The organism is Echinicola salinicaeni (assembly GCF_014280965.1).
In the GTDB taxonomy this organism is placed as follows: Bacteria; Bacteroidota; Bacteroidia; order Cytophagales; family Cyclobacteriaceae; genus Echinicola; species Echinicola salinicaeni.
Genome location: NZ_JACODZ010000007.1, coordinates 310803 through 330075, shown reverse-complemented (window position 1 = coordinate 330075; position 19273 = coordinate 310803). Strand labels below are relative to the sequence as shown.

Genomic DNA, 19273 nt, shown 5'->3' with positions numbered 1-19273 from the left:
TGATTGCATAATAGACAGGGTGAATAAAAAAAGCTGGCATTTGCCAGCTTTTCATAGGTTCTCGATCTTGTTATTACAATTCCTTGATCATTATGTTTTTAAAGAAAACATCATTCCCATGATCTTGAAGGGCGATTTTCCCTTTCTTATAGATACCGAAATGTTCTGCATTTTTAAATTTACTTCCTGCGATAAGCGCTTTCCAGCTTTCATCCCACATGGTGGTTTCCACAGTGGTTATCCCATTTAATTTGAACGTTAGCTTACCATCATTGACGATGATTTCCGTAGAGTTCCATTCTCCAACAGGATTGGAGGCTTCTTCTGTAGCTTGGATCATGTCATATAGGTCAGCAGTACGGTGTTTTAAGTTTTTGCCGTCCGGGTGACCTTCATCATCCAACAATTGGTATTCAGGACCTGTAACATAAGGGTGTCTGAATTGCTCATCTTCGTGTACCATGAACATGATTCCAGAGTTACCGTTGTCCGAGATTTTCCAGTCAAGCTTAAGGTGAAAATTACTGTATTCATCTTTTGTGACAAGGTCACCTCTGCCTTCTTTTACAGAAGAGTCGAGGTATAATACACCGTCTTTTGTTTTCCAGGCTTCACCGATTGTTGCTTTGTTATAGGTTTTCCAGCTGTCAGTATTGGAGCCATCAAAAAGAACGGTCCAGTCCCCTTCGCTTTTTTTATCAGAGGAGTTTTCTACTTTGACCTTCTCTTCTGTATTGGAAGTGCTTTTGTCGCTCTGGCCAGAACCGCATGCTGTGGTTGCTAGCATAGCAAGGGCTGATAGAGATAATAAGGTTTTTTTCATAGGGGTATTGGTAAAAAGGAGGGCGTTAAGCCCTCCTTTATGGGTTTATTTTTTTAATAATAAAATGTATTTTACCATTTGTTTGGCATCATCTTCTGATAGACCAGGGTGAGCAGGCATAGGTACTTCTCCCCAAACACCAGAGTTTCCTTTGATTACGTGTTCTGCCAAAGTAGCAATGTTTTCTTCTGTACTCTCATATTTGGCAGCTACATCTTTGTATGCCGGCCCAACGATTTTTCTTTCTACCATGTGGCAGCTAGGACAGTCAGATTGCTTAACCAAGGCTAATCCGTTTACATAATCAGGATTGTCCTTGTACATTTCGTCAAAACTCAATTCCTTTTCAGGTGCAGTCGCAGCTGGAGTGGAAGTAGTTTCTGTTTTTGTGTCTGATCCACCTCCACATGCGTAGGCAAATCCTGCAAGAGCTATTGCGCCTGCGCTAGCTAATTTGCTGATGTTCATTGATTCTATAGGTTTGATTTGGTATGTAATTAAATTCCTAATATTTTTTTGTTCAGCGCTTCGTCTGTGCCGGCAGATGCAAAATCATCAAAGGTTTTTTCTGTTACTCTGATGATCTTTTCACTGATAAATTTAGCGCCTTCGATGGCTCCAGCTTCTGGATGTTTGATGGCACATTCCCACTCTAGTACTGCCCATCCGTCAAAATCGTATTGAGACAGTTTGCTGAAAATGGCATTGAAGTCTACTTGTCCGTCTCCTAAAGAACGGAATCTTCCGGCTCTATTGATCCAGCTTTGGTACCCGCCGTATACACCTTGTTTTCCGGTTGGGTTGAATTCAGCGTCTTTAACATGGAACATTTTGATTCTATCGTGATAGAAGTCGATAAATTCTACATAATCCAAACACTGTAATAAGAAGTGGCTTGGATCATATAGGATATTTGCTCTAGGATGATGATTTACTTTTTCAAGGAACATTTCGAAAGTCACTCCATCATGCAAATCTTCACCTGGATGCAATTCATAGCATAAATCTACACCATTTTTATCAAATTCGTCTAATATTGGTAGCCACCTTTTTGCCAGTTCATCAAAACCCGCCTCAACAAGTCCTGCAGGACGTTGCGGCCAAGGGTAAACAGTGTGCCACATTAATGCACCGCTAAAAGTAGCATGCGCTGTTAGGCCAAGGTTTTTAGAAGCTTTGGCCGCATACATTAGTTGCTGACTTGCCCATGCGGATTTGCCCGCTAGGTCACCTTTCAATTCATCTGGAGCAAAGGCATCGAATAATTCATTATAAGCAGGGTTTACTGCTACTAGTTGTCCCTGTAGGTGTGTACTCAGTTCTGAAATCTCAAGTCCCGCATTTTCAACAGTGCTCTTGATCTCATCAGCGTAAGCTTGGTCTTCAGCGGCTTTTTGGAGATCGATGAACCGACTGTCCCAAGAAGGAATTTGTATGGCTTTGTATCCAATACTGCTGGCCCATTCACTGATGCTTTTTAAACTATTAAATGGGGCCTGATCATCTGCAAACTGTGCTATAAATAAGGCGGGGCCTTTGATGGTTTTCATATGGTAGGTTTTTATAAGTTTATATAATTAATCGTTTTAGCAAATGGCATTCCTGCAAATTAAGTCCTTTAGAATTTTTATTAAAGCTTTCTAAAATTTTTTGTCTTCAAAATGCAGAATTATACTGGAGTTGTTTTTGCCAAAAGCATTATAATTCAAATTTAGTCCATTTTTGCTCAGATTTGCCACTTTTTACCACATGTTCTATGAATGCCATTCCTCGTAGGCCATCTTCAGATCCTGGAAAATCTAACCATTCTTTTTCAGCTTCCTGTCCATTGGATTGGGCTAAAAGTGTTCTGGCGAAATTTCTGTAATGGTTGGCAAAGGCTTCAAGGTATCCTTCTGGGTGACCGGCAGGTGTTCTGCTGTTGGCTAAAGCATAGGAGGAAAGATAAGCATTATTGGCTCCTGTACGGTATATTTGGTCAGGTTGCTCAGGGTGTCTAATGATGAGGCTGTTGGCATCTTCTTGTTGCCATTCTAAGCCTGCCTTGTCCCCATATACCCTGATTTTAAGGTTGTTTTCCGCTCCGGTAGCAATTTGGCTAGCCATTAGTACCCCGGATGCTCCATTGTCAAACTTCAGTAATACAATTCCATCATCATCCAAGACACGTCCAGGAAGTGTGGTGTTTAAATCAGCGCAGAGCTTGTCCAGTTTAAGCCCACTCACATATTCCGCTAAGTTCATGGCATGGGTGCCAATGTCCCCCATACATCCTGCAACTCCACTTCTTTTAGGGTCAGTTCTCCAAGCAGCTTGTTTGTTTTCATCTTCCGAGAAATCCTTCCAAAGCCAGCCTTGTGGATATTCCACATATACTTTCCTGATATTGCCCAAGGTTCCATTGGCTACCAATTGTCTGGCTTCTTTTACCATTGGGTATCCTGTGTAGGTGTGTGTCAGGCAGAATAAAAGGCCTGTTTCTTCAATTACCCCATTGAGCTCTTTGGCTTCTTCATAAGTCAGTGTCATGGGTTTGTCAAGGACTACATGGAAACCATTTTTCAACGCTTTTATGCTTGGGTCGAAATGGACATGGTTGGGAGTGACGATGCTGACGAAATCTATTCTTTGATCTTCTGGAAGTTGCTTTTCCTTTTCGAACATTTCATCATAGGATTGGTAGATTCTGTGGTTTTCTAGGTTAAGTTCAGCACCTGCTTCAGCTGATTTTTCTGCATTGCTGCTAAAAGCTCCAGCTACCAATTCGATTTTACCATCCATATTTGCAGCTATTCGGTGAACTGCCCCGATAAAGGAACCGGGCCCTCCGCCGATCATGCCCATACGAAGTTTGCGTTGATTCATTTTTATTTTATTGATTATATGTTGGGATTAATTTTTATTAATTAAGGATTAATTTATCTAATTGTCAGCCTTTTTTCACACAAAAGTGACCAAAAGTAATATAGTATTACGAGTGGTGATGCTTTTAATTGATAGATAATTTATACTTACACCCTTGAAATGCAAAAACTAAAATTAAATTAAAAACGCTAAAATTTAAATTAATATTTAAGTAGTTTGGCTTTTCATTTCATAAATGAAATTATTACAACAATCAAAAACCCGTATTAAACCTTATGAATTTTACCACCAAGTTTAAGCTGTCCTTTATGATGTTCCTTGAATTTTTCATTTGGGGTGGTTGGTTTGTGACTTTAGGATTGTTCCTTGAGAAAAACCTTAGCACTACAGGGGCGCAAAGTGCTGCAGCATTTTCCACCCAATCATTTGGAGCCATTATCGCTCCTTTTATTATTGGTCTAATTGCCGATAAATATTTTAATGCAGAGAGAATTTTGGGCGTATTGCACATCATTGGAGCAGTGTTAATGTTTCAGATGTACAATGCAGAAGATTTTTCAACTTTTTATCCATATGTGTTTGCCTATATGGTAGCCTATATGCCGACTTTGGCCTTGGTCAATTCCGTTTCTTTCAACCAGATGAGCAATCCAGAAAAAGAATTTGGATCCATCAGGGTATGGGGAACCATTGGTTGGATTGTAGCAGGTTTAGTGATCAGTTTGGTTTTTGGCTGGGATTCAGCTGAAGGAGCAGGTCAAGGCTTGTTAAGGAATACCTTCTTGATGACTTGTATTGCTTCAGGTATCTTGGGTGTATATAGCTTTGCTCTTCCAAAAACACCGCCTAAGATTTCCAAAGGAGAAAAGAAGTCCATTTCTGAGATTTTGGGACTTGATGCCTTTGCGTTATTAAAAGATAAAAACTATCTGATATTTTTCATTGCTTCTATTATGATCTGTATTCCCTTGGCTTTTTATTATCAAAATGCCAGTTTGTTTTTAGGGGAAATAGAAATGACCAATTTGACTAGTAAAATGGCTCTGGGTCAGGTAAGTGAGGTATTGTTTATGTTGCTTCTACCAGTTTTCTTTAGTAAGTTCGGCATTAAGAAAACCTTACTTGTAGGGATGATAGCTTGGGTTGTCAGGTATGCATTGTTTGCATTTGGTAATGTGAATGAGCTTTCATTTATGCTTTTGATTGGTATAGCACTTCATGGAATTTGTTATGATTTTTTCTTTGTTTCAGGGCAAATTTATACAGATTCCAAAGCAGGTGAAAAATTCAAAAGTGCTGCTCAAGGTATGATTACTTTAGCTACTTACGGAGTAGGGATGTTGATAGGATTCTGGGTTGCTGGAATGATCACTGATGCATATACTGGAACTGATGGACTTCATAACTGGGAGACTATCTGGTTAATTCCATCTGGTATAGCCGTTTTGGTAGCTTTGATTTTTGCAATGGCATTTAAAGAAAAGAAACCTACTCCAGTTGCGGCATAATTAAGATATAAACATGTCAGAAAGAAGGACCGCATTAAAGAAAATGATAATGGGCACTGCTGCGATAAGCGGCATGCCCTATTTGAATTTAAACGCAAAGAATAACCAAAAAATGCTTAAAGGGAATATCAACCATTCTGTTTGTAGATGGACTTATGGTCATTTATCCTTAGATGAATTATGTGTATTGATTAAGGATATTGGATTTAATGCAATAGACTTAATGGGGCCAAAAGATTGGCCTACAGCCCAAAAACATGGCGTGTACAGCTCTATGTGTAATGGCGCTGAAATCAGTCTTGAGGAAGGTTTTAGTCATACTGAATTCCATGATGAGCTGATTAAGAATTATACTGAAATGATTCCTCTGGTTGCAAAAAATGGGTATAAAAACCTTATCTGTTTTAGTGGGAACAGAAACGGAATGGATGATGAGACTGGACTCCAAAACAGTGTGAAAGGGTTGCAGAAATTATTGCCTTTGGCAGAGAAGCATGGGGTAACCTTGGTGATGGAGTTATTGAACAGTAAAATTGATCACCCGGATTATATGTGTGATAAGAGTATCTGGGGTGTGGAGTTATGCAAGCGTCTTGACTCAGATAATTTTAAACTTCTTTATGATATATACCATATGCAAATTGATGAGGGGGATGTGATCAGGACAATAGGGGAGAATCATCAATACTATGGGCATTACCATACAGCTGGTAATCCAGGAAGAAATGAAATAGATGAAACCCAAGAGTTAAATTATCCTGCGATTATCAAGGCAATTGTCAAAACTGGTTTCAAAGGACATGTTGCCCAAGAATTTATTCCAAAGGCAAAAGACAAAGCGGCTTCCTTAAGGGAGGCTATTGCACTGTGTGATATTTAACATAACAAACAAAATAACCTTTAAATTTAATTATGGCTAATCAAGAGTACGATGCAATCGTAGTTGGTTCCGGGATCAGTGGTGGCTGGGCTGCCAAGGAATTGACTGAAAAAGGGTTGAAGGTTTTGCTCCTTGAAAGGGGGCAAAATGTAGAGCACATCAAAGACTATAAAAATGCTACCAAGGCACCTTGGGAAATTCCTCACAGAGGAAGAAGAACTACAGAGATGGTGGAAAACCACCCTAACCTGAAGAGAGACTATGTGCTTAATGAGCAAGTGCTGGATTGGTGGGCACATGAGGATGATAGCCCGTACGTGGAAGAGAAACCTTTTACCTGGTTCAGAGGATACCAAGTAGGTGGTCGTTCTTTGCTTTGGGGTAGACAGAGTTACAGGTGGTCTGACTTGGATTTTGAGGCCAACTTAAAAGAAGGCATCGCTGTTGATTGGCCGATTAGATATAAGGACATTGCGCCTTGGTATGATTATGTAGAAAAGCATGCTGGGATAGCAGGGAATAAAGATGGTTTGGATGTATTGCCTGATGGGCAATTTATGCCACCTATGGCTATGAACTGTGTGGAAAAGGATGTGAAAGAAAGGCTTGCAAAGAGCTTTGGAGGAAAACGGCATTTGATTAATTCCCGTATTGCGAATATTACACAGCCTCTTCCAGGTAGACCAGGTTGTCAATATCGTAATAAGTGCTGGTTAGGTTGCCCATTTGGAGGTTATTTTAGTACACAGTCTTCTACTTTGCCTGCAGCAATGGCTACAGGAAATCTAACCTTGAGGCCTTTTTCTATCGCTAACAGGGTGATCTACGACAAAGACACCAAAAAGGCTACGGGAGTAGAGGTTGTTGATGCTGAAACTTTGGAAACAATTGAATACAAATCTAAGATCGTTTTCTTGTGTGCATCAGCCTTTAATTCCACCCAAATATTGATGCGATCTGCCACCGATATATGGCCGGAAGGATTGGGCAGTAGTTCTGGTGAACTTGGACATAATGTGATGGATCACCACTTTAGACTAGGGGCCAATGGAACTGTGGAAGGATATGATGATAAATACTATTTCGGAAGAAGACCGGGAGGTGTTTATATTCCCAGGTTCCGAAATGTAGGTGATGATAAGCGAGATTATGTTCGTGGCTTTGGTTATCAAGGGGGTGCAAGTAGAAGTGGATGGAGTCGAAATGTAGGAGAAATGAATATTGGAGGTCCGCTAAAAGAGGCTTTGACGGAGCCAGGACCATGGAGTATGGGGATGATGGCATTTGGAGAAATTTTGCCTTATCATGATAATACCATTAAATTGAGTAAAGAAGTGAAAGATAAGTGGGGAATGTATGCTTTGGTGATGAATGCAGAGATCAAAGAGAATGAGGAGAAGATGAGGAAGGACATGATGAACGATGCTGCTGAAATGCTTGAAGCTGCCGGAGTTAAAAATGTTCATACTTATGACTCAGGCTATACATTTGGACAAGGAATTCACGAAATGGGTACTGCTAGAATGGGAAGGGATCCGAAAAGTTCAGTGCTAAATGGTAATAACCAAGTTTGGGATGCGAAAAATGTGTTCGTTACTGATGGTGCAGCCATGACTTCTGCCTCAGCAGTGAACCCTTCCTTGACCTATATGGCATTGACTGCGAGAGCAGCAAGCTTTGCAGTGGAAGAATTGAAGAAAGGTAACCTATAATCTAAAAAGACACGACTATGGCAATGAACAGAAGAGATGCATTAAAGAGTGTCGTCCTCATGATGGGAGGAACCATGGTGGGCGCTAATGCCATCCTGACAGGATGTACACCAGATAAGCAAATTGAAGGCTTGGATTTTACTCAAGAGGAAATCGCCTTTTTAGATGAGATAGGAGATACCATTATTCCGACGACCGATACTCCAGGTGCTAAGGCTACAGGAATTGGTGCGTTTATGGTGATGATGGTGAAGGATACCTATTGGGAGGATCAGCAAAAAGAATTTGTTGATGGCCTGAATGCACTTAGGACTGGTTTCAAAGAAGAAGCGGGGAAAGACTTTATGAATGCAAGTCAAGAAGAGCGAACCGAATACTTGAATAAGCTTAATGCTACTGCCAATGACGAAAATGGTCCTAAGTACTTTAAAATGCTGAAGGACCTTACTGTCCTAGGTTATTTTACTTCTGAAATTGGCGCTACGCAGGCTTTGAATTATGTGGAAGTTCCAGGTAGATGGGAGCCATGCATTGATTATAAAAAAGGCGATAAAGCTTACGCTATTTAATATTAATTTATAGGGACAAGGATAATTTGTCCCTTTTAAACCTTTACGAACCCCAAATGAAAGAAAGAAGAAAATTTATTAAGTTGGGCGCGGCATTTGCAGCAGGGGCCTTTTTACCTTTTCAGTTTTGCTCTTCTCCCAAAAAGGAGTCTGAGGTAGTTGAAGAAGCTGTTTCTGAGGCGGTGAAAGGTACTTTGGATAGCTTTGGTGTGCAGCTTTACTCGGTGAAGGAAGATATGGCTGAGAATGCCCAAGAAACTATCAAAAAGATTGCAGGATTTGGTTATAACCAAATCGAAGGCTATGATGGTGGAAAGGGGATTTTCTGGGGAATGAAAAACACCGAATTCAAATCTTTTACTTCTGATTTAGGATTGGACTTTATTTCATCCCATGCCAATGTATTCGATAATACTGAGCAGCTAGCTGAGGAGGCTGGCGCCATTGGAATGAAGCATTTGATTTGCCCTTATATTGGTCAGCAAGAATCTATTGAAGAATGGAAAAATGTGGCTGATCGTTTCAATAAAGTGGGTGAAATTTGTAAGCAAAACGGATTGAGATTTGCTTATCATAACCATGGATATACTTTTGAAGAAATGGAAGGTCAGTTGCCTCAGGATGTCCTGATGGAGTACACCGATCCGGATTTAGTAGACTTTGAATTGGATATTTATTGGGCGGTAACTGCTGGAGTGGATCCAGAAGCCTATTTTAAGAATTATAAGGATCGATACCGTCTTTGTCACGTGAAGGATAGGGAGAAGAGTGCGGCAAGTGATGAAAGCCATGCTTCCACTGTTTTAGGTACAGGAAGTATCGATTTTGCAAAGATTTTAAGAACAGCGAAGGACAATGGGATGGAATATTTTGTGGTGGAGCAGGAGAAGTTCGAAGGTACTACACCGCTAGAAGCTGCTAAAGAAAATGCCATGTACATGAATCAATTGGTGTTTTAAATATTATTAGTTGTTATGGTCCGGCTATAAGTTATTATAGCCGGATTTTTTTTGTCCATTTTTTTAAAGTCAGTCATTTCTATCTAGTCTCTTTTTCTTGGTCAATGGAGGCTTTTGTTCTTTAATATGGGATCCGAACATAAAAAATTAAAGAAGGGAGCTTTGTCTCGAAGATATCCTTGTCAGATAATTTACGTTTGTAGTACTGTGGTCTGGTAAACTGTAATGATAAATAAGGTGCTTATGAGCGTTATATTACCATTATTCCCCTTAAAACTTGTCGCTTTCCCTGGGGAGAGTTTGAACCTTCATATTTTTGAGCCTAGGTATAAACAATTGGTTAGAGACTGTTTAAAAGGTAATCTTGAATTTGGTGTTTGTGTGTATACGGATAGGTTGAGAACACATGGTACCATGGTCAAGCTGGTGGAAGTTTATAAGGAGTATGATGATGGTAGGATGGACGTTAAGACCATAGGTCAGCGTCCATTTAAGTTAATGAGCTTTGAAAACCCCATGACCGGGAGAATGTATGCAGGTGGAGAAGTAGAGTTTTTGGAGAATGATCAGCTTGTTCCAGAGGTCCTGTTTAATGAGTATGTCTTCTATTTACAGGAAGTGTTACGACTGTTGCACACAGGGGAAGAAATTGATTTGGGGAATTTAGATTCATTTACCTATGCACATAAAGTGGGCTTGAAGTTGGAAGAGGAATATCAATTGTTATTGATAGAAAAGGAAGCTGATAGGATAGTTTACCTCATCAAGCATTTGAAGCAAATAATTCCTGTAATTAGGGAGATTGAAAAAGCGAAGGAGAGAATTAAAATGAATGGACATTTTAAATCCCTCGATCCGCTAGATTTTTAATAGATACTAAAGCCTTGATATGCTACTTTTTTTTACAAAGGCATCTTTTCCTTCCCACTCAATTTGATACCAGATGTCTGTTGATGATTTTATGATTACCCTATGTCCTGGGTTTACCTTGGCTAATAGTTCTCCGGCAGCTGTTGGTTCCCTCATTATGATGGTAGGACTTTCTTTTATTACTCCTGTTTCTGGGGCTTTGAGAAAGTTGTTGCTAATAAAGGTGAGGGCAAGAAAGAGGACTATGGGGATATAGTATTGAAGCTTCTTTGTTTTATTGGAGGTAATAGATAGGATTAGACCTGTGATCAGCAATAGAGCAAATGCTCCGGTAATTTCTTGTTGGTAGTCCGTTAGGATTTTGAAGAATTGGGCCTTGTCAGAAATCTCATATCCCTTAAGATCTGTTTGGTCAGTTAAGGCTTTGATTTTACTAATGACTTTAGGGTTGGGATTGAGATCATAGTATTTAGATAGGTAAAGGGTCGTTTCCTCATGGTTTCCCATTCCTTCTGTAATATATGCCATTTTTAAGAGCATGGCAGGAGAGTAAGCGTCCTCGTTTTTTAGGATATCTACATATTGCTTATAGGCTTCTTGATAGCTTTTAGCATTGAATAAAGAGTCTGCTAAAAAAAGTGATTTTGTATCTGCTTGACAATTAATGCTTTGTATTGATATTAAAGGGAATATCAAAAATAATGCAATAAAGTTTTGTTTGATGTTTGGCATTTTCAAAATGGTCTCTTAAATTTGCAGTCCAATTACGACAAAGATATAACAAAAAACAAGTCGAAATTGACAAAAAAAGGAAGTTAAAAGGACTTCCAAAGCCAGTAAGTTAAGTTTTTTTAAGTTATTGGTTTTGAAGTAATGTATCAGAATATTCATTCAAATAGATTTTATGAACAATCATGGAGATATTCATTCCTTTTGGTTTAAATACATAGGATTGAAATTAATTGATTGTTTTTTTTCTGACAAAATTTAATGAGCTTTGTGCTCAGAAAAATAAATGATTCCGTAGCTCAGCTGGTAGAGCAATACACTTTTAATGTATGGGTCCTGGGTTCGAGCCCCAGCGGGATCACAAAATTGGAAATAAAATTGTGAATTCTTTTGAATAATTTGATCAGAAGGTTTTACCTTTGCAACTCCAATTCGGGAAGCATTTATTTTATTTAAATGTTCATTTCCCGGGGTGTAGCGTAGCCCGGTTATCGCGCCTCGTTTGGGACGAGGAGGTCGCAGGTTCGAATCCTGCCACCCCGACGATCAAATAGCTTTGTTAAATCAAAGTGAACGGTCCTGTAGCTCAACTGGATAGAGCAACTGCCTTCTAAGCAGTAGGTTAAAGGTTCGAGTCCTTTCAGGATCACAAAGTGGATGAATATTTCTACTTTCAATTTCTTATCGGTTTGGTAGATTAACTTTATCATTCGGAAAAAGAAACGATTCCGTAGCTCAGCTGGTAGAGCAATACACTTTTAATGTATGGGTCCTGGGTTCGAGCCCCAGCGGGATCACAAAAGCCTGTCTTTCGAGTCAGGCTTTTTGTTTTTAAAGTCATTTTATACTTGAAGTATTTAAAAGGAATATTTACCAGAGTGATCCAAATTTCTATGAGGATAATCAGTTAATGATTCTGAACAGCCCGTATTAGAAAGTGGAAAAGCTTCAGTTTGCCAATAATTGGTTTTCTTGGAGAGGAATGATGAGGGATTTTTTAATCCTTTGCAATGCGTTTTTTATAAAAAAAATGCATTGTTATTTTATTAGTTTGATTTTCAATATGTTGAAAGTTGTTATTTTTTTTGGCAGAGTTATTGAGATGCATAAAAAACAGTTTAAAAATGATATAAGTTTATGTAAATTGTAGGTAGTTAGATTTTCTTATGGGCAAAAGAGCTTAGCGGATTAGTAATTCCTGGTTAGTTTTGTCTTTATAAAAAAGAACTTTTCTACATTTGCGGCAGTCAAAACCTTTTTATAAGGTAAATCCAACATCAAAATGGTTAATAAATTGAGTAAAATATTGTTATCCTCATTGTTGGGCATTTATTTTTTGACCTATATAGACGTAATAGGATATGCCCAAGGTGAGAATATTAAGATTACAGAAAGTGAGATTAGAACGCATTTGGAATTTCTTACTTCTTCTAAAAATAAAGGGAGATATCCCGGGACCAGGGGGAATAGGAGAGTAGTAAAATATATTAGCTCTGAATTTGAAGACTATGGGTTGAAGTCATTTGAAAAGAAATATCTTCAGAAATTTAAAGCCACTTTAAGAGTTAAGGAAGGTGAGTCTCCCAAGTCTCCTGTAAAAACATGGAATGTCATTGGTTTCGTAGAAGGGACAGATCCTATTTTGAAAGATGAATATATTGTTGTAGGAGCTCATTATGATCATTTGGGTCATGGAGGTCCATCTTCAAAAAAGCCTGAGAGTGATGAAATCCATCCCGGGGCAGATGATAATGCCAGTGGAATATCAGCATTATTAGAGATTGCACAAAAGATGGCTGGCAATAGATTTATGCTCAGTAGAAGCGTGATTTTTGTTGCATTTGGTGCAGAAGAGCAAGGACTATTAGGGTCCAAGTACTTCGTTGAGCATCTACCTGTTCCTAAAGAAAAAGTCAGGCTGATGATCAATATGGATATGGTAGGTCGTTTAAACAGTGAGAAACAAGTTTATATGGGAGGTGCCGGTACTTTTCCTGGTGGAGTCGATTTGATGAAGGATTTAGGGCATGAGCTTGGATTAAATCCTGTTGTACATGCGGGTGAAGTTGGAGGTTCAGATCATGTTTCCTTTTACAGAGCAGGTATTTCTGCCATGGGCTTGCATACTGGGGGGCACTCGGAGTATCATAGGCCAGAGGATACTATTGATTTAATTAATATCGCCGGAGAAAAGGTAATTGCTGAATATGTTTATAGGACGGTTGTTAAGGTGGCCCAGTCAAACTATAAATTGGAATTTATCAATCAGGATTAGCTAAGATAATTATTGAAAATAAATGTACTGAAGGCCTGAACGATTTTTCGTTTAGGCTTTTTACTTTTTTTCTGATTTGTGATTATATTGGTTTTAGTTAAGTTGTTGGTTTTTAGTTTTATATGCTTGTATTCTTTTTTTGATTGGTGGTACGGCTTTTGAAGGTTCGAATTTTTCTGTAGTGGTTAAACAACAAGTTACTTTTTACGGCAATGATTATGTTTTGCAAAAAAAACAATAACTTGTCGGCCGATTTAAAACAATAAAAAACCATTAAACCTTAATTTTAAATGACCTTTAACTCATTAGACCTCGTCGTCTTTGTGGCTTATTGTCTTTTAATTATAACCATGGGCTTAGTAGTGTCCAGGGAAAAGAAAGGCCACGTCAAGGATTCCAAAGATTATTTCTTAGCAAGTAAAGCATTGCCCTGGTGGGCTGTTGGGGCTTCATTGATAGCTTCCAATATATCTGCAGAACAGTTTATCGGTATGTCTGGATCAGGCTTTGCCTTAGGGCTTGCAATATCCACCTATGAATGGATGGCTGCAGCAACGCTCATTGTAGTGGCTATTTTCTTTCTTCCTATATATCTGAAGGAGGGCATTTATACCATGCCGCAATTCCTGAATAGACGGTATGACGGCCGAGTAAGGACCGTTATGGCTGTGTTTTGGTTGCTGATTTATGTGTTTGTAAATCTTACTTCAGTCTTATATTTGGGTGCCTTAAGTTTGGAAACCATTATGGGGGTTCCGCTCCAATATGGTATAATGGGACTGGCTGCCTTTGCTATGATCTATTCTATCTACGGAGGACTCAAGGCCGTAGCTTGGACGGATGTGGTGCAAGTAGTGTTTCTGGTAGCTGGTGGCCTTGCTACTACCTATTTGGCCTTGTCAATAGTAGGGGATGGTAATGTTTGGGAAGGAATTGGTATTTTAAGAAAAGCAGCACCATCACACTTTTCAATGATCATTGAAAAAGGAGAAATGATGATTCCTGATGGAACAGGAGGAACCAAAGATGCTTATTTGGATCTTCCTGGACTGAGTGTACTGATTGGTGGAATGTGGATCATTAACCTTAATTACTGGGGATGTAACCAATATATTACCCAGCGTGCCTTGGCGGCAAAAAGCTTAAACGAAGCCCAGAGTGGGATGGTGTTTGCAGGATTCTTGAAATTATTGATGCCAATGATTGTAGTAATCCCTGGAATTGCGGCCTATGTAATCGTGCAACAAGGAGTGGATACTACCTTTATTGAATCCATGACTGATCCTGTTACTGGTTTGGCAAAATCAGATAGAGCTTATCCCACCTTGCTACACTTATTGCCTCCAGGTCTGAAAGGATTGGCTTTTGCGGCGCTTACTGCTGCGATCGTTTCCTCTTTGGCATCTATGGCCAATAGTACTTCTACGATCTTTACTATTGATATTTATAAGCAGTTTATCAATAAAGGAGTTTCTGAATCCAAGCAAGTGACAATAGGAAGGATCACTGCTGTTGTGGCTTTTATTGTAGCTGCGATCGTTGCTCCACAGTTACGACAGTTAGATCAGGCCTTTCAGTATATTCAGGAATATACCGGTTTTGTTTCACCTGGTGTTTTTGCCATCTTTATCTTTGGTTTCTTCTGGAAAAAGACTACTTCAAATGCTGCCCTTACTGCAGCAGTATTAACTATTCCTTTGTCTGCGGCATTTAAATTTATCACTCCAAACCTTCCTTTTATTGACAGGATGGGGGTAGTGTTTTTGGTGCTTTCAGTATTGATTATTGCGATCAGTTTGATCGAAGGCAAAGGTCAAGATAGTAATAAAGCTATTGTAGTGGATAAGGAATTGTTTGCTTCTAGTACTCGTTTTAAAATCGGGGCAATATTGATCTGCGGAATCCTAGCCGCCTTATATACCGTGTTCTGGTAAGAAGATAATATAGGTCCCATATTTTATGGGAAATGATACCTGAATAATGTTATGGAATATTTTTTCTCAGACATTGTTCAGGTATTTTTTTTAGCGTCTCCAAATTTGAGATCTATAAATTGATGGAGTGATTCCTTTTACTGCTTTAAACTGTCGATTGAAATTGGTGATATTTCTATAGCCACATTCATGAAAAATTTGTGAGATAAACAGATTTTTGTCCTTTAGTAATTTGCAGGCATGTGCGATACGAATTTCCTTTAAAAAGCCTGAGTAAGATTTTTTTGTGTTCAATTTGAAGAAGCGCCGAAAATTAGAAACGCTCATTTTTGCAATGGAAGCGACCTCTTCCAATTTGATGTTTTCATGGAAATGTTCGAAGGTGTATTCTAAAATTTCATCTATGATGCCTTTTGAATCGAAGGAATGGATATGCTCATTGGTTAGGATGGTATTTTGGGTTTTAAGACTTATAGTGTTTAAAAGGTTCATTAAAGTGCCAATATGTTCATATCCTTTGGCGTTTTCCAGCTTTTCAATGGAATCAATTAGATCTAATTGTTCAGAATAGTCGATGGATAATCCTTGGTTTAGATGAATTAACTGATTGATTTGGCTTAGCTCTGGGAGTTTTAGAAAGGTATGGCCAAAGATGTTTTTGTCAAATTGAATAACCACCACCGTACAAAAAACCTTTTCGTCCTCTTTTCTGAACCAATGTGGAACATTCGAGCCAATATAAAACAGGTCTCCAGCTGAAAATTCTCCAACAAAATCCCCGATTATGGCTGTTCCGTAACCTTCTTTGATATAAAGAATTTCATTTTCTACATGCCGATGCCAAGGCGTTTCGAAAAGGGGGGTGCTAAAAGTGGTGGATACAAAAGATTTAAATTCTTGTCTAGGAAGTTTTTGAACAATTGGTTTCATTGGGAAATCAATTTTAGGTGTGCTTCAAAGTTACTAAATGATACTCATTGATTATGTTTTTAATCAATGAGTATCATAAATTAATCAAATAATGTAAGTGAACCTTTGGTTTTTGATCGAAATTTGTTTTTGTCAATTAAGTATAGACTTATTACTAATTGTCTTAATGTTATCGATTATTGAAAAGCAACCCAAAATAATTCATGCGAAAATTATTGATAGGATATGATATTGGTAGTTCTTCTGTTAAGACTACTTTATTAGACTCAGATACTGGAAAGGTGGTCGCTTCAGTCGGTCAGCCAAAACTGGAAATGCCCATTGATTCACCGCAAAGCGACTGGGCTGAGCAGGATCCAATGATGTGGTGGAAGTACGTTATAGAAACAACCAAGGCTGTCCTGACCGAAGGGGGGGTGAAGTCTGGGGAAATTAAAGGTATAGGTATTTCTTATCAGATGCATGGATTGGTTTTGGTGGACAAGCACCTAGAAGTTATCCGTCCAGCCATAATCTGGTGCGATAGCCGTGCTGTGGAGATAGGAAATCAGGCCTTTGATGCCTTGGGAAGTGAATTTTGCCTTTCAAACCTATTGAATTCCCCCGGTAATTTCACTGCTTCAAAACTGAAGTGGGTCAAGGAAAAAGAGCCTGAGAATTATGAACAAATACATAAGGCCATGCTTCCGGGTGATTTTATTGCCATGAAGTTAAGTGGTGAGATTTTTACAACTGAATCTGGCCTCTCTGAAGGGGTCTATTGGGATTTCAAGAAGGACCAATTAAGTCAAGAACTTTTAAACTATTATGGGATTTCCAAGGACCTTTTGCCAAAAGCTGTTGGTTCCTTTTCGGAGACTGGAAAGGTGAGTTCAGAAGCTGCAGCGCTATTGGGGCTGGATGCTGGTATTCCAATTACTTATAGGGCAGGAGATCAGCCCAATAATGCATTTTCCCTTAATGTATTGGAAAAAGGTGAGCTTGCTACGACTGCAGGAACCTCTGGGACAGTTTATGGGGTGAGTGATTTGCCTGTATATGATTCACAGTCAAGGGTGAATACTTTTCTTCATGTCAATCATGAGGCTTCTAATCCGCACTACGGGGTTTTATTGTGCATTAATGGGACAGGAATACTTAATAGCTGGTTGAAAAAAATGCTAGGAGGGGAATCCATATCCTATGAAGAAATGAACGCTTTGGCTGCAGATGTACCTTTAGGATCAGAAGGATTGAGGTTTGTCCCATTTGGAAATGGGGTTGAGCGTATTATGGAGAACAAATCAGTGGGAGCTCATCTGAGTGGTTTAAATCTACTGAAGCACGATAAGCGTCATCTGCTTAGGGCTGGGCAAGAAGGCATCGTTAGCGCTTTGACCTTTGGCTTCAATATTATGAAAAACATGGGGCTAAGTCTAAATACTGTGAAGGCCGGTAGGGCCAATATGTTCTTGAGTCCGCTTTTTAGAGAGGCCTTTGTCAATATGAATGAGGTAAACTTAGAGTTTTATGATACTGATGGTGCCCAGGGAGCCGCCAGAGGTGCTGGTATAGGTGCTGGTATATATGCCAGTGCAAATGAAGCTTTTATTGGTTTGGAAAAAGTAGCCTCTTTTGAGCCCAAAGCCAAATTGGTTGAAGCTTATAAATCGGTTTATCAGAACTGGGAGGAAGCCTTGGCAAAGGTAAAATGATAAGTGAGGGAAAATGATTGCTTGTATCCCCATTTTGAGAATTATCAATTTAGAAAAAATTCAGAAGGAGTTATTTACTCCTGTCTCAGAGAAACAAAATAAATAACATAAACGAACAAAATAATGTCTAAAACCTATTTCCCTAGTGTAGATAAAGTAAAGTTTGAAGGGAAGGATTCCAAGAATCCATTTGCCTTTAAGTACTATGATGAGCATAAAGTAGTGGCCGGCAAGACCATGAAAGAGCATTTTAAATTTGCCATTGCCTATTGGCATAGCTTCAATGCAACAGGTGATGATCCTTTTGGTCCTGGAACAAGAAGTTATGAGTGGGAACAGTCTTCAGATGCCCTCCAAAGGGCAAAAGATAAAATGGATGCTGCGTTCGAATTTATTACTAAAATTGGTGCTCCATATTACTGTTTTCACGATGTTGATCTCATAGACGAGGGAGCTACGATTGAGGAGTATGAGAGTAGAATGAAGGCAATTACCGAATATGCCAAGCAAAAGCAGGAAGAGACTGGTATTAAATTGCTTTGGGGAACAGCCAATGTTTTTAGCAATCCTCGGTATATGAATGGTGCAAGCACCAACCCTGATTTTAATGTGGTTTCTTGGGCTGCTACACAGGTGAAAAATTCTATTGATGCCACTATTGCTCTTGGGGGTGAGAATTATGTGTTTTGGGGTGGACGTGAAGGATATATGTCCCTCTTGAATACGGATATGAAAAGAGAAACAGAGCATCTTGCCCAGTTCCTGACCATGGCTAGGGATTATGGTCGTAAGCAGGGCTTCAAGGGTAATTTTCTTATTGAGCCTAAGCCGATGGAGCCTACGAAACATCAATATGACTATGATGCAGCCACTGTAACTGGTTTCTTGAGACAATATGGTTTGGATAAGGACTTTAAGCTTAATATTGAAGTAAACCATGCGACATTGGCAGGTCATACTTTCCAGCATGAATTGCAAGTGGCTGCTGATGCGGGGCTTTTGGGTAGTATTGATGCTAACCGCGGGGATTATCAAAATGGCTGGGATACTGATCAGTTTGCCTTGAACCTTCAAGAGTTGGCAGAATCCCTATTGGTGATTCTTGAGGCAGGAGGCTTGCAAGGTGGAGGTGTAAACTTTGATGCCAAATTAAGAAGGAATTCTACAGATTTAGAGGACTTGTTTCATGCACATATTGGTAGTATGGATGCTTTTGCAAGAGCCTTGTTAATCGCAAATGATATTCTTGAAAATTCTGATTATAAAGCTTGGAGAAAGGCTAGATATGCTTCTTTTGATGAAGGTAAAGGTAAAGATTTTGAATCAGGAAAGCTTTCATTAGAAGATCTTAGGGCACATGCCTTGGCTGCTGGCGAGCCAAAAATGATCAGTGGAAGACAAGAAATGTTTGAAAATCTGATCAATCAATATATTTAAGAAGGGATTATTTTCGATAATTATCCTAGACTTTTTTTGGCGATTCGGGAGGTGAAAATAAGAAAAGCGAACTATATGGTTCGCTTTT

Annotated in this window: 16 protein-coding genes and 4 tRNA genes; 14 read left to right on the top strand and 6 right to left on the bottom strand. The window is 39.1% G+C overall.

The features are described from left to right. Positions 1 to 73: 73 nt before the first annotated feature. The 4 genes from H7U17_RS15515 to H7U17_RS15500 form a co-directional block, all read right to left on the bottom strand. Complete coding sequence (locus H7U17_RS15515) at positions 74 to 823, bottom strand: 3-keto-disaccharide hydrolase (protein ID WP_186757656.1); 750 nt, start codon at positions 821 to 823, stop codon at positions 74 to 76. Between the two features lie 45 nt (positions 824 to 868). Next, the gene (locus H7U17_RS15510; RefSeq protein WP_186757655.1) at positions 869 to 1291 is read right to left on the bottom strand and encodes a c-type cytochrome; all 423 of its coding nucleotides are present in this window, start codon (positions 1289 to 1291) and stop codon (positions 869 to 871) included. Between the two features lie 29 nt (positions 1292 to 1320). Next, positions 1321 to 2373: a sugar phosphate isomerase/epimerase family protein gene (locus H7U17_RS15505; RefSeq protein ID WP_186757654.1), complete on the bottom strand. Its 1053-nt coding sequence runs from the start codon at positions 2371 to 2373 to the stop codon at positions 1321 to 1323. Positions 2374 to 2521: 148 nt separating this feature from the next. Beyond that, complete coding sequence (locus H7U17_RS15500; RefSeq protein ID WP_186757653.1) at positions 2522 to 3688, bottom strand: Gfo/Idh/MocA family protein; 1167 nt, start codon at positions 3686 to 3688, stop codon at positions 2522 to 2524. A gap of 275 nt (positions 3689 to 3963) precedes the next feature. On the opposite strand from H7U17_RS15500, the gene H7U17_RS15495 reads away from it, so the two are divergent. From H7U17_RS15495 to H7U17_RS15470, 6 genes are all read left to right on the top strand, one after another. After that, complete coding sequence (locus H7U17_RS15495) at positions 3964 to 5196, top strand: nucleoside permease (protein ID WP_186757652.1); 1233 nt, start codon at positions 3964 to 3966, stop codon at positions 5194 to 5196. 13 nt (positions 5197 to 5209) lie between these two features. Beyond that, positions 5210 to 6076: a hydroxypyruvate isomerase family protein gene (locus H7U17_RS15490; protein ID WP_230981446.1), complete on the top strand. Its 867-nt coding sequence runs from the start codon at positions 5210 to 5212 to the stop codon at positions 6074 to 6076. Positions 6077 to 6108: 32 nt separating this feature from the next. Continuing rightward, positions 6109 to 7788, top strand: a complete 1680-nt coding sequence (locus H7U17_RS15485; protein WP_186757651.1) for a GMC oxidoreductase — start codon at positions 6109 to 6111, stop codon at positions 7786 to 7788. Positions 7789 to 7805: 17 nt separating this feature from the next. Further along, positions 7806 to 8357: a gluconate 2-dehydrogenase subunit 3 family protein gene (locus H7U17_RS15480; RefSeq protein WP_186757650.1), complete on the top strand. Its 552-nt coding sequence runs from the start codon at positions 7806 to 7808 to the stop codon at positions 8355 to 8357. 56 nt (positions 8358 to 8413) lie between these two features. Further along, positions 8414 to 9316, top strand: coding sequence for a sugar phosphate isomerase/epimerase family protein (locus H7U17_RS15475; protein ID WP_186757649.1), 903 nt, complete (start codon positions 8414 to 8416; stop codon positions 9314 to 9316). 243 nt (positions 9317 to 9559) lie between these two features. Beyond that, positions 9560 to 10186, top strand: coding sequence for an LON peptidase substrate-binding domain-containing protein (locus H7U17_RS15470; protein ID WP_186757648.1), 627 nt, complete (start codon positions 9560 to 9562; stop codon positions 10184 to 10186). A 6-nt stretch (positions 10187 to 10192) separates the two neighbouring features. Here the strand turns inward: H7U17_RS15470 and H7U17_RS15465 are convergent, their stop codons facing one another. Beyond that, on the bottom strand, positions 10193 to 10918 hold the full coding sequence (locus tag H7U17_RS15465) for an SH3 domain-containing protein (RefSeq protein WP_186757647.1): 726 nt from the start codon (positions 10916 to 10918) through the stop codon (positions 10193 to 10195). 285 nt (positions 10919 to 11203) lie between these two features. On the opposite strand from H7U17_RS15465, the gene H7U17_RS15460 reads away from it, so the two are divergent. The 6 genes from H7U17_RS15460 (at position 11204) to H7U17_RS15435 (ending at position 15124) form a co-directional block, all read left to right on the top strand. Continuing rightward, a tRNA-Lys gene (locus H7U17_RS15460) sits at positions 11204 to 11276 on the top strand. 107 nt (positions 11277 to 11383) lie between these two features. Continuing rightward, positions 11384 to 11458 (top strand) — tRNA-Pro (locus H7U17_RS15455). A gap of 32 nt (positions 11459 to 11490) precedes the next feature. Further along, positions 11491 to 11564: transfer RNA gene (locus H7U17_RS15450), tRNA-Arg, on the top strand. A gap of 75 nt (positions 11565 to 11639) precedes the next feature. Then, positions 11640 to 11712 (top strand) — tRNA-Lys (locus H7U17_RS15445). Positions 11713 to 12197: 485 nt separating this feature from the next. Further along, positions 12198 to 13190 carry a M20/M25/M40 family metallo-hydrolase gene (locus H7U17_RS15440; RefSeq protein WP_186757646.1) on the top strand — a complete coding sequence of 331 codons (993 nt, stop codon included), beginning with the start codon at positions 12198 to 12200 and terminating at the stop codon, positions 13188 to 13190. A gap of 290 nt (positions 13191 to 13480) precedes the next feature. Further along, complete coding sequence (locus tag H7U17_RS15435; RefSeq protein WP_186757645.1) at positions 13481 to 15124, top strand: sodium/sugar symporter; 1644 nt, start codon at positions 13481 to 13483, stop codon at positions 15122 to 15124. 90 nt (positions 15125 to 15214) lie between these two features. Here H7U17_RS15435 and H7U17_RS15430 read toward each other — a convergent pair whose 3' ends face one another. Continuing rightward, complete coding sequence (locus tag H7U17_RS15430; RefSeq protein WP_186757644.1) at positions 15215 to 16054, bottom strand: AraC family transcriptional regulator; 840 nt, start codon at positions 16052 to 16054, stop codon at positions 15215 to 15217. Positions 16055 to 16257: 203 nt separating this feature from the next. Here H7U17_RS15430 and H7U17_RS15425 point away from each other — a divergent pair, with 203 nt between their 5' ends. Both H7U17_RS15425 and xylA read left to right on the top strand, forming a co-directional pair. Next, positions 16258 to 17748: a xylulokinase gene (locus tag H7U17_RS15425; protein WP_186757643.1), complete on the top strand. Its 1491-nt coding sequence runs from the start codon at positions 16258 to 16260 to the stop codon at positions 17746 to 17748. A 123-nt stretch (positions 17749 to 17871) separates the two neighbouring features. After that, a complete protein-coding gene (xylA, locus tag H7U17_RS15420) occupies positions 17872 to 19185 on the top strand; it encodes a xylose isomerase (protein WP_186757642.1) in 1314 nt (437 codons plus the stop codon). Positions 19186 to 19273: the final 88 nt, after the last annotated feature.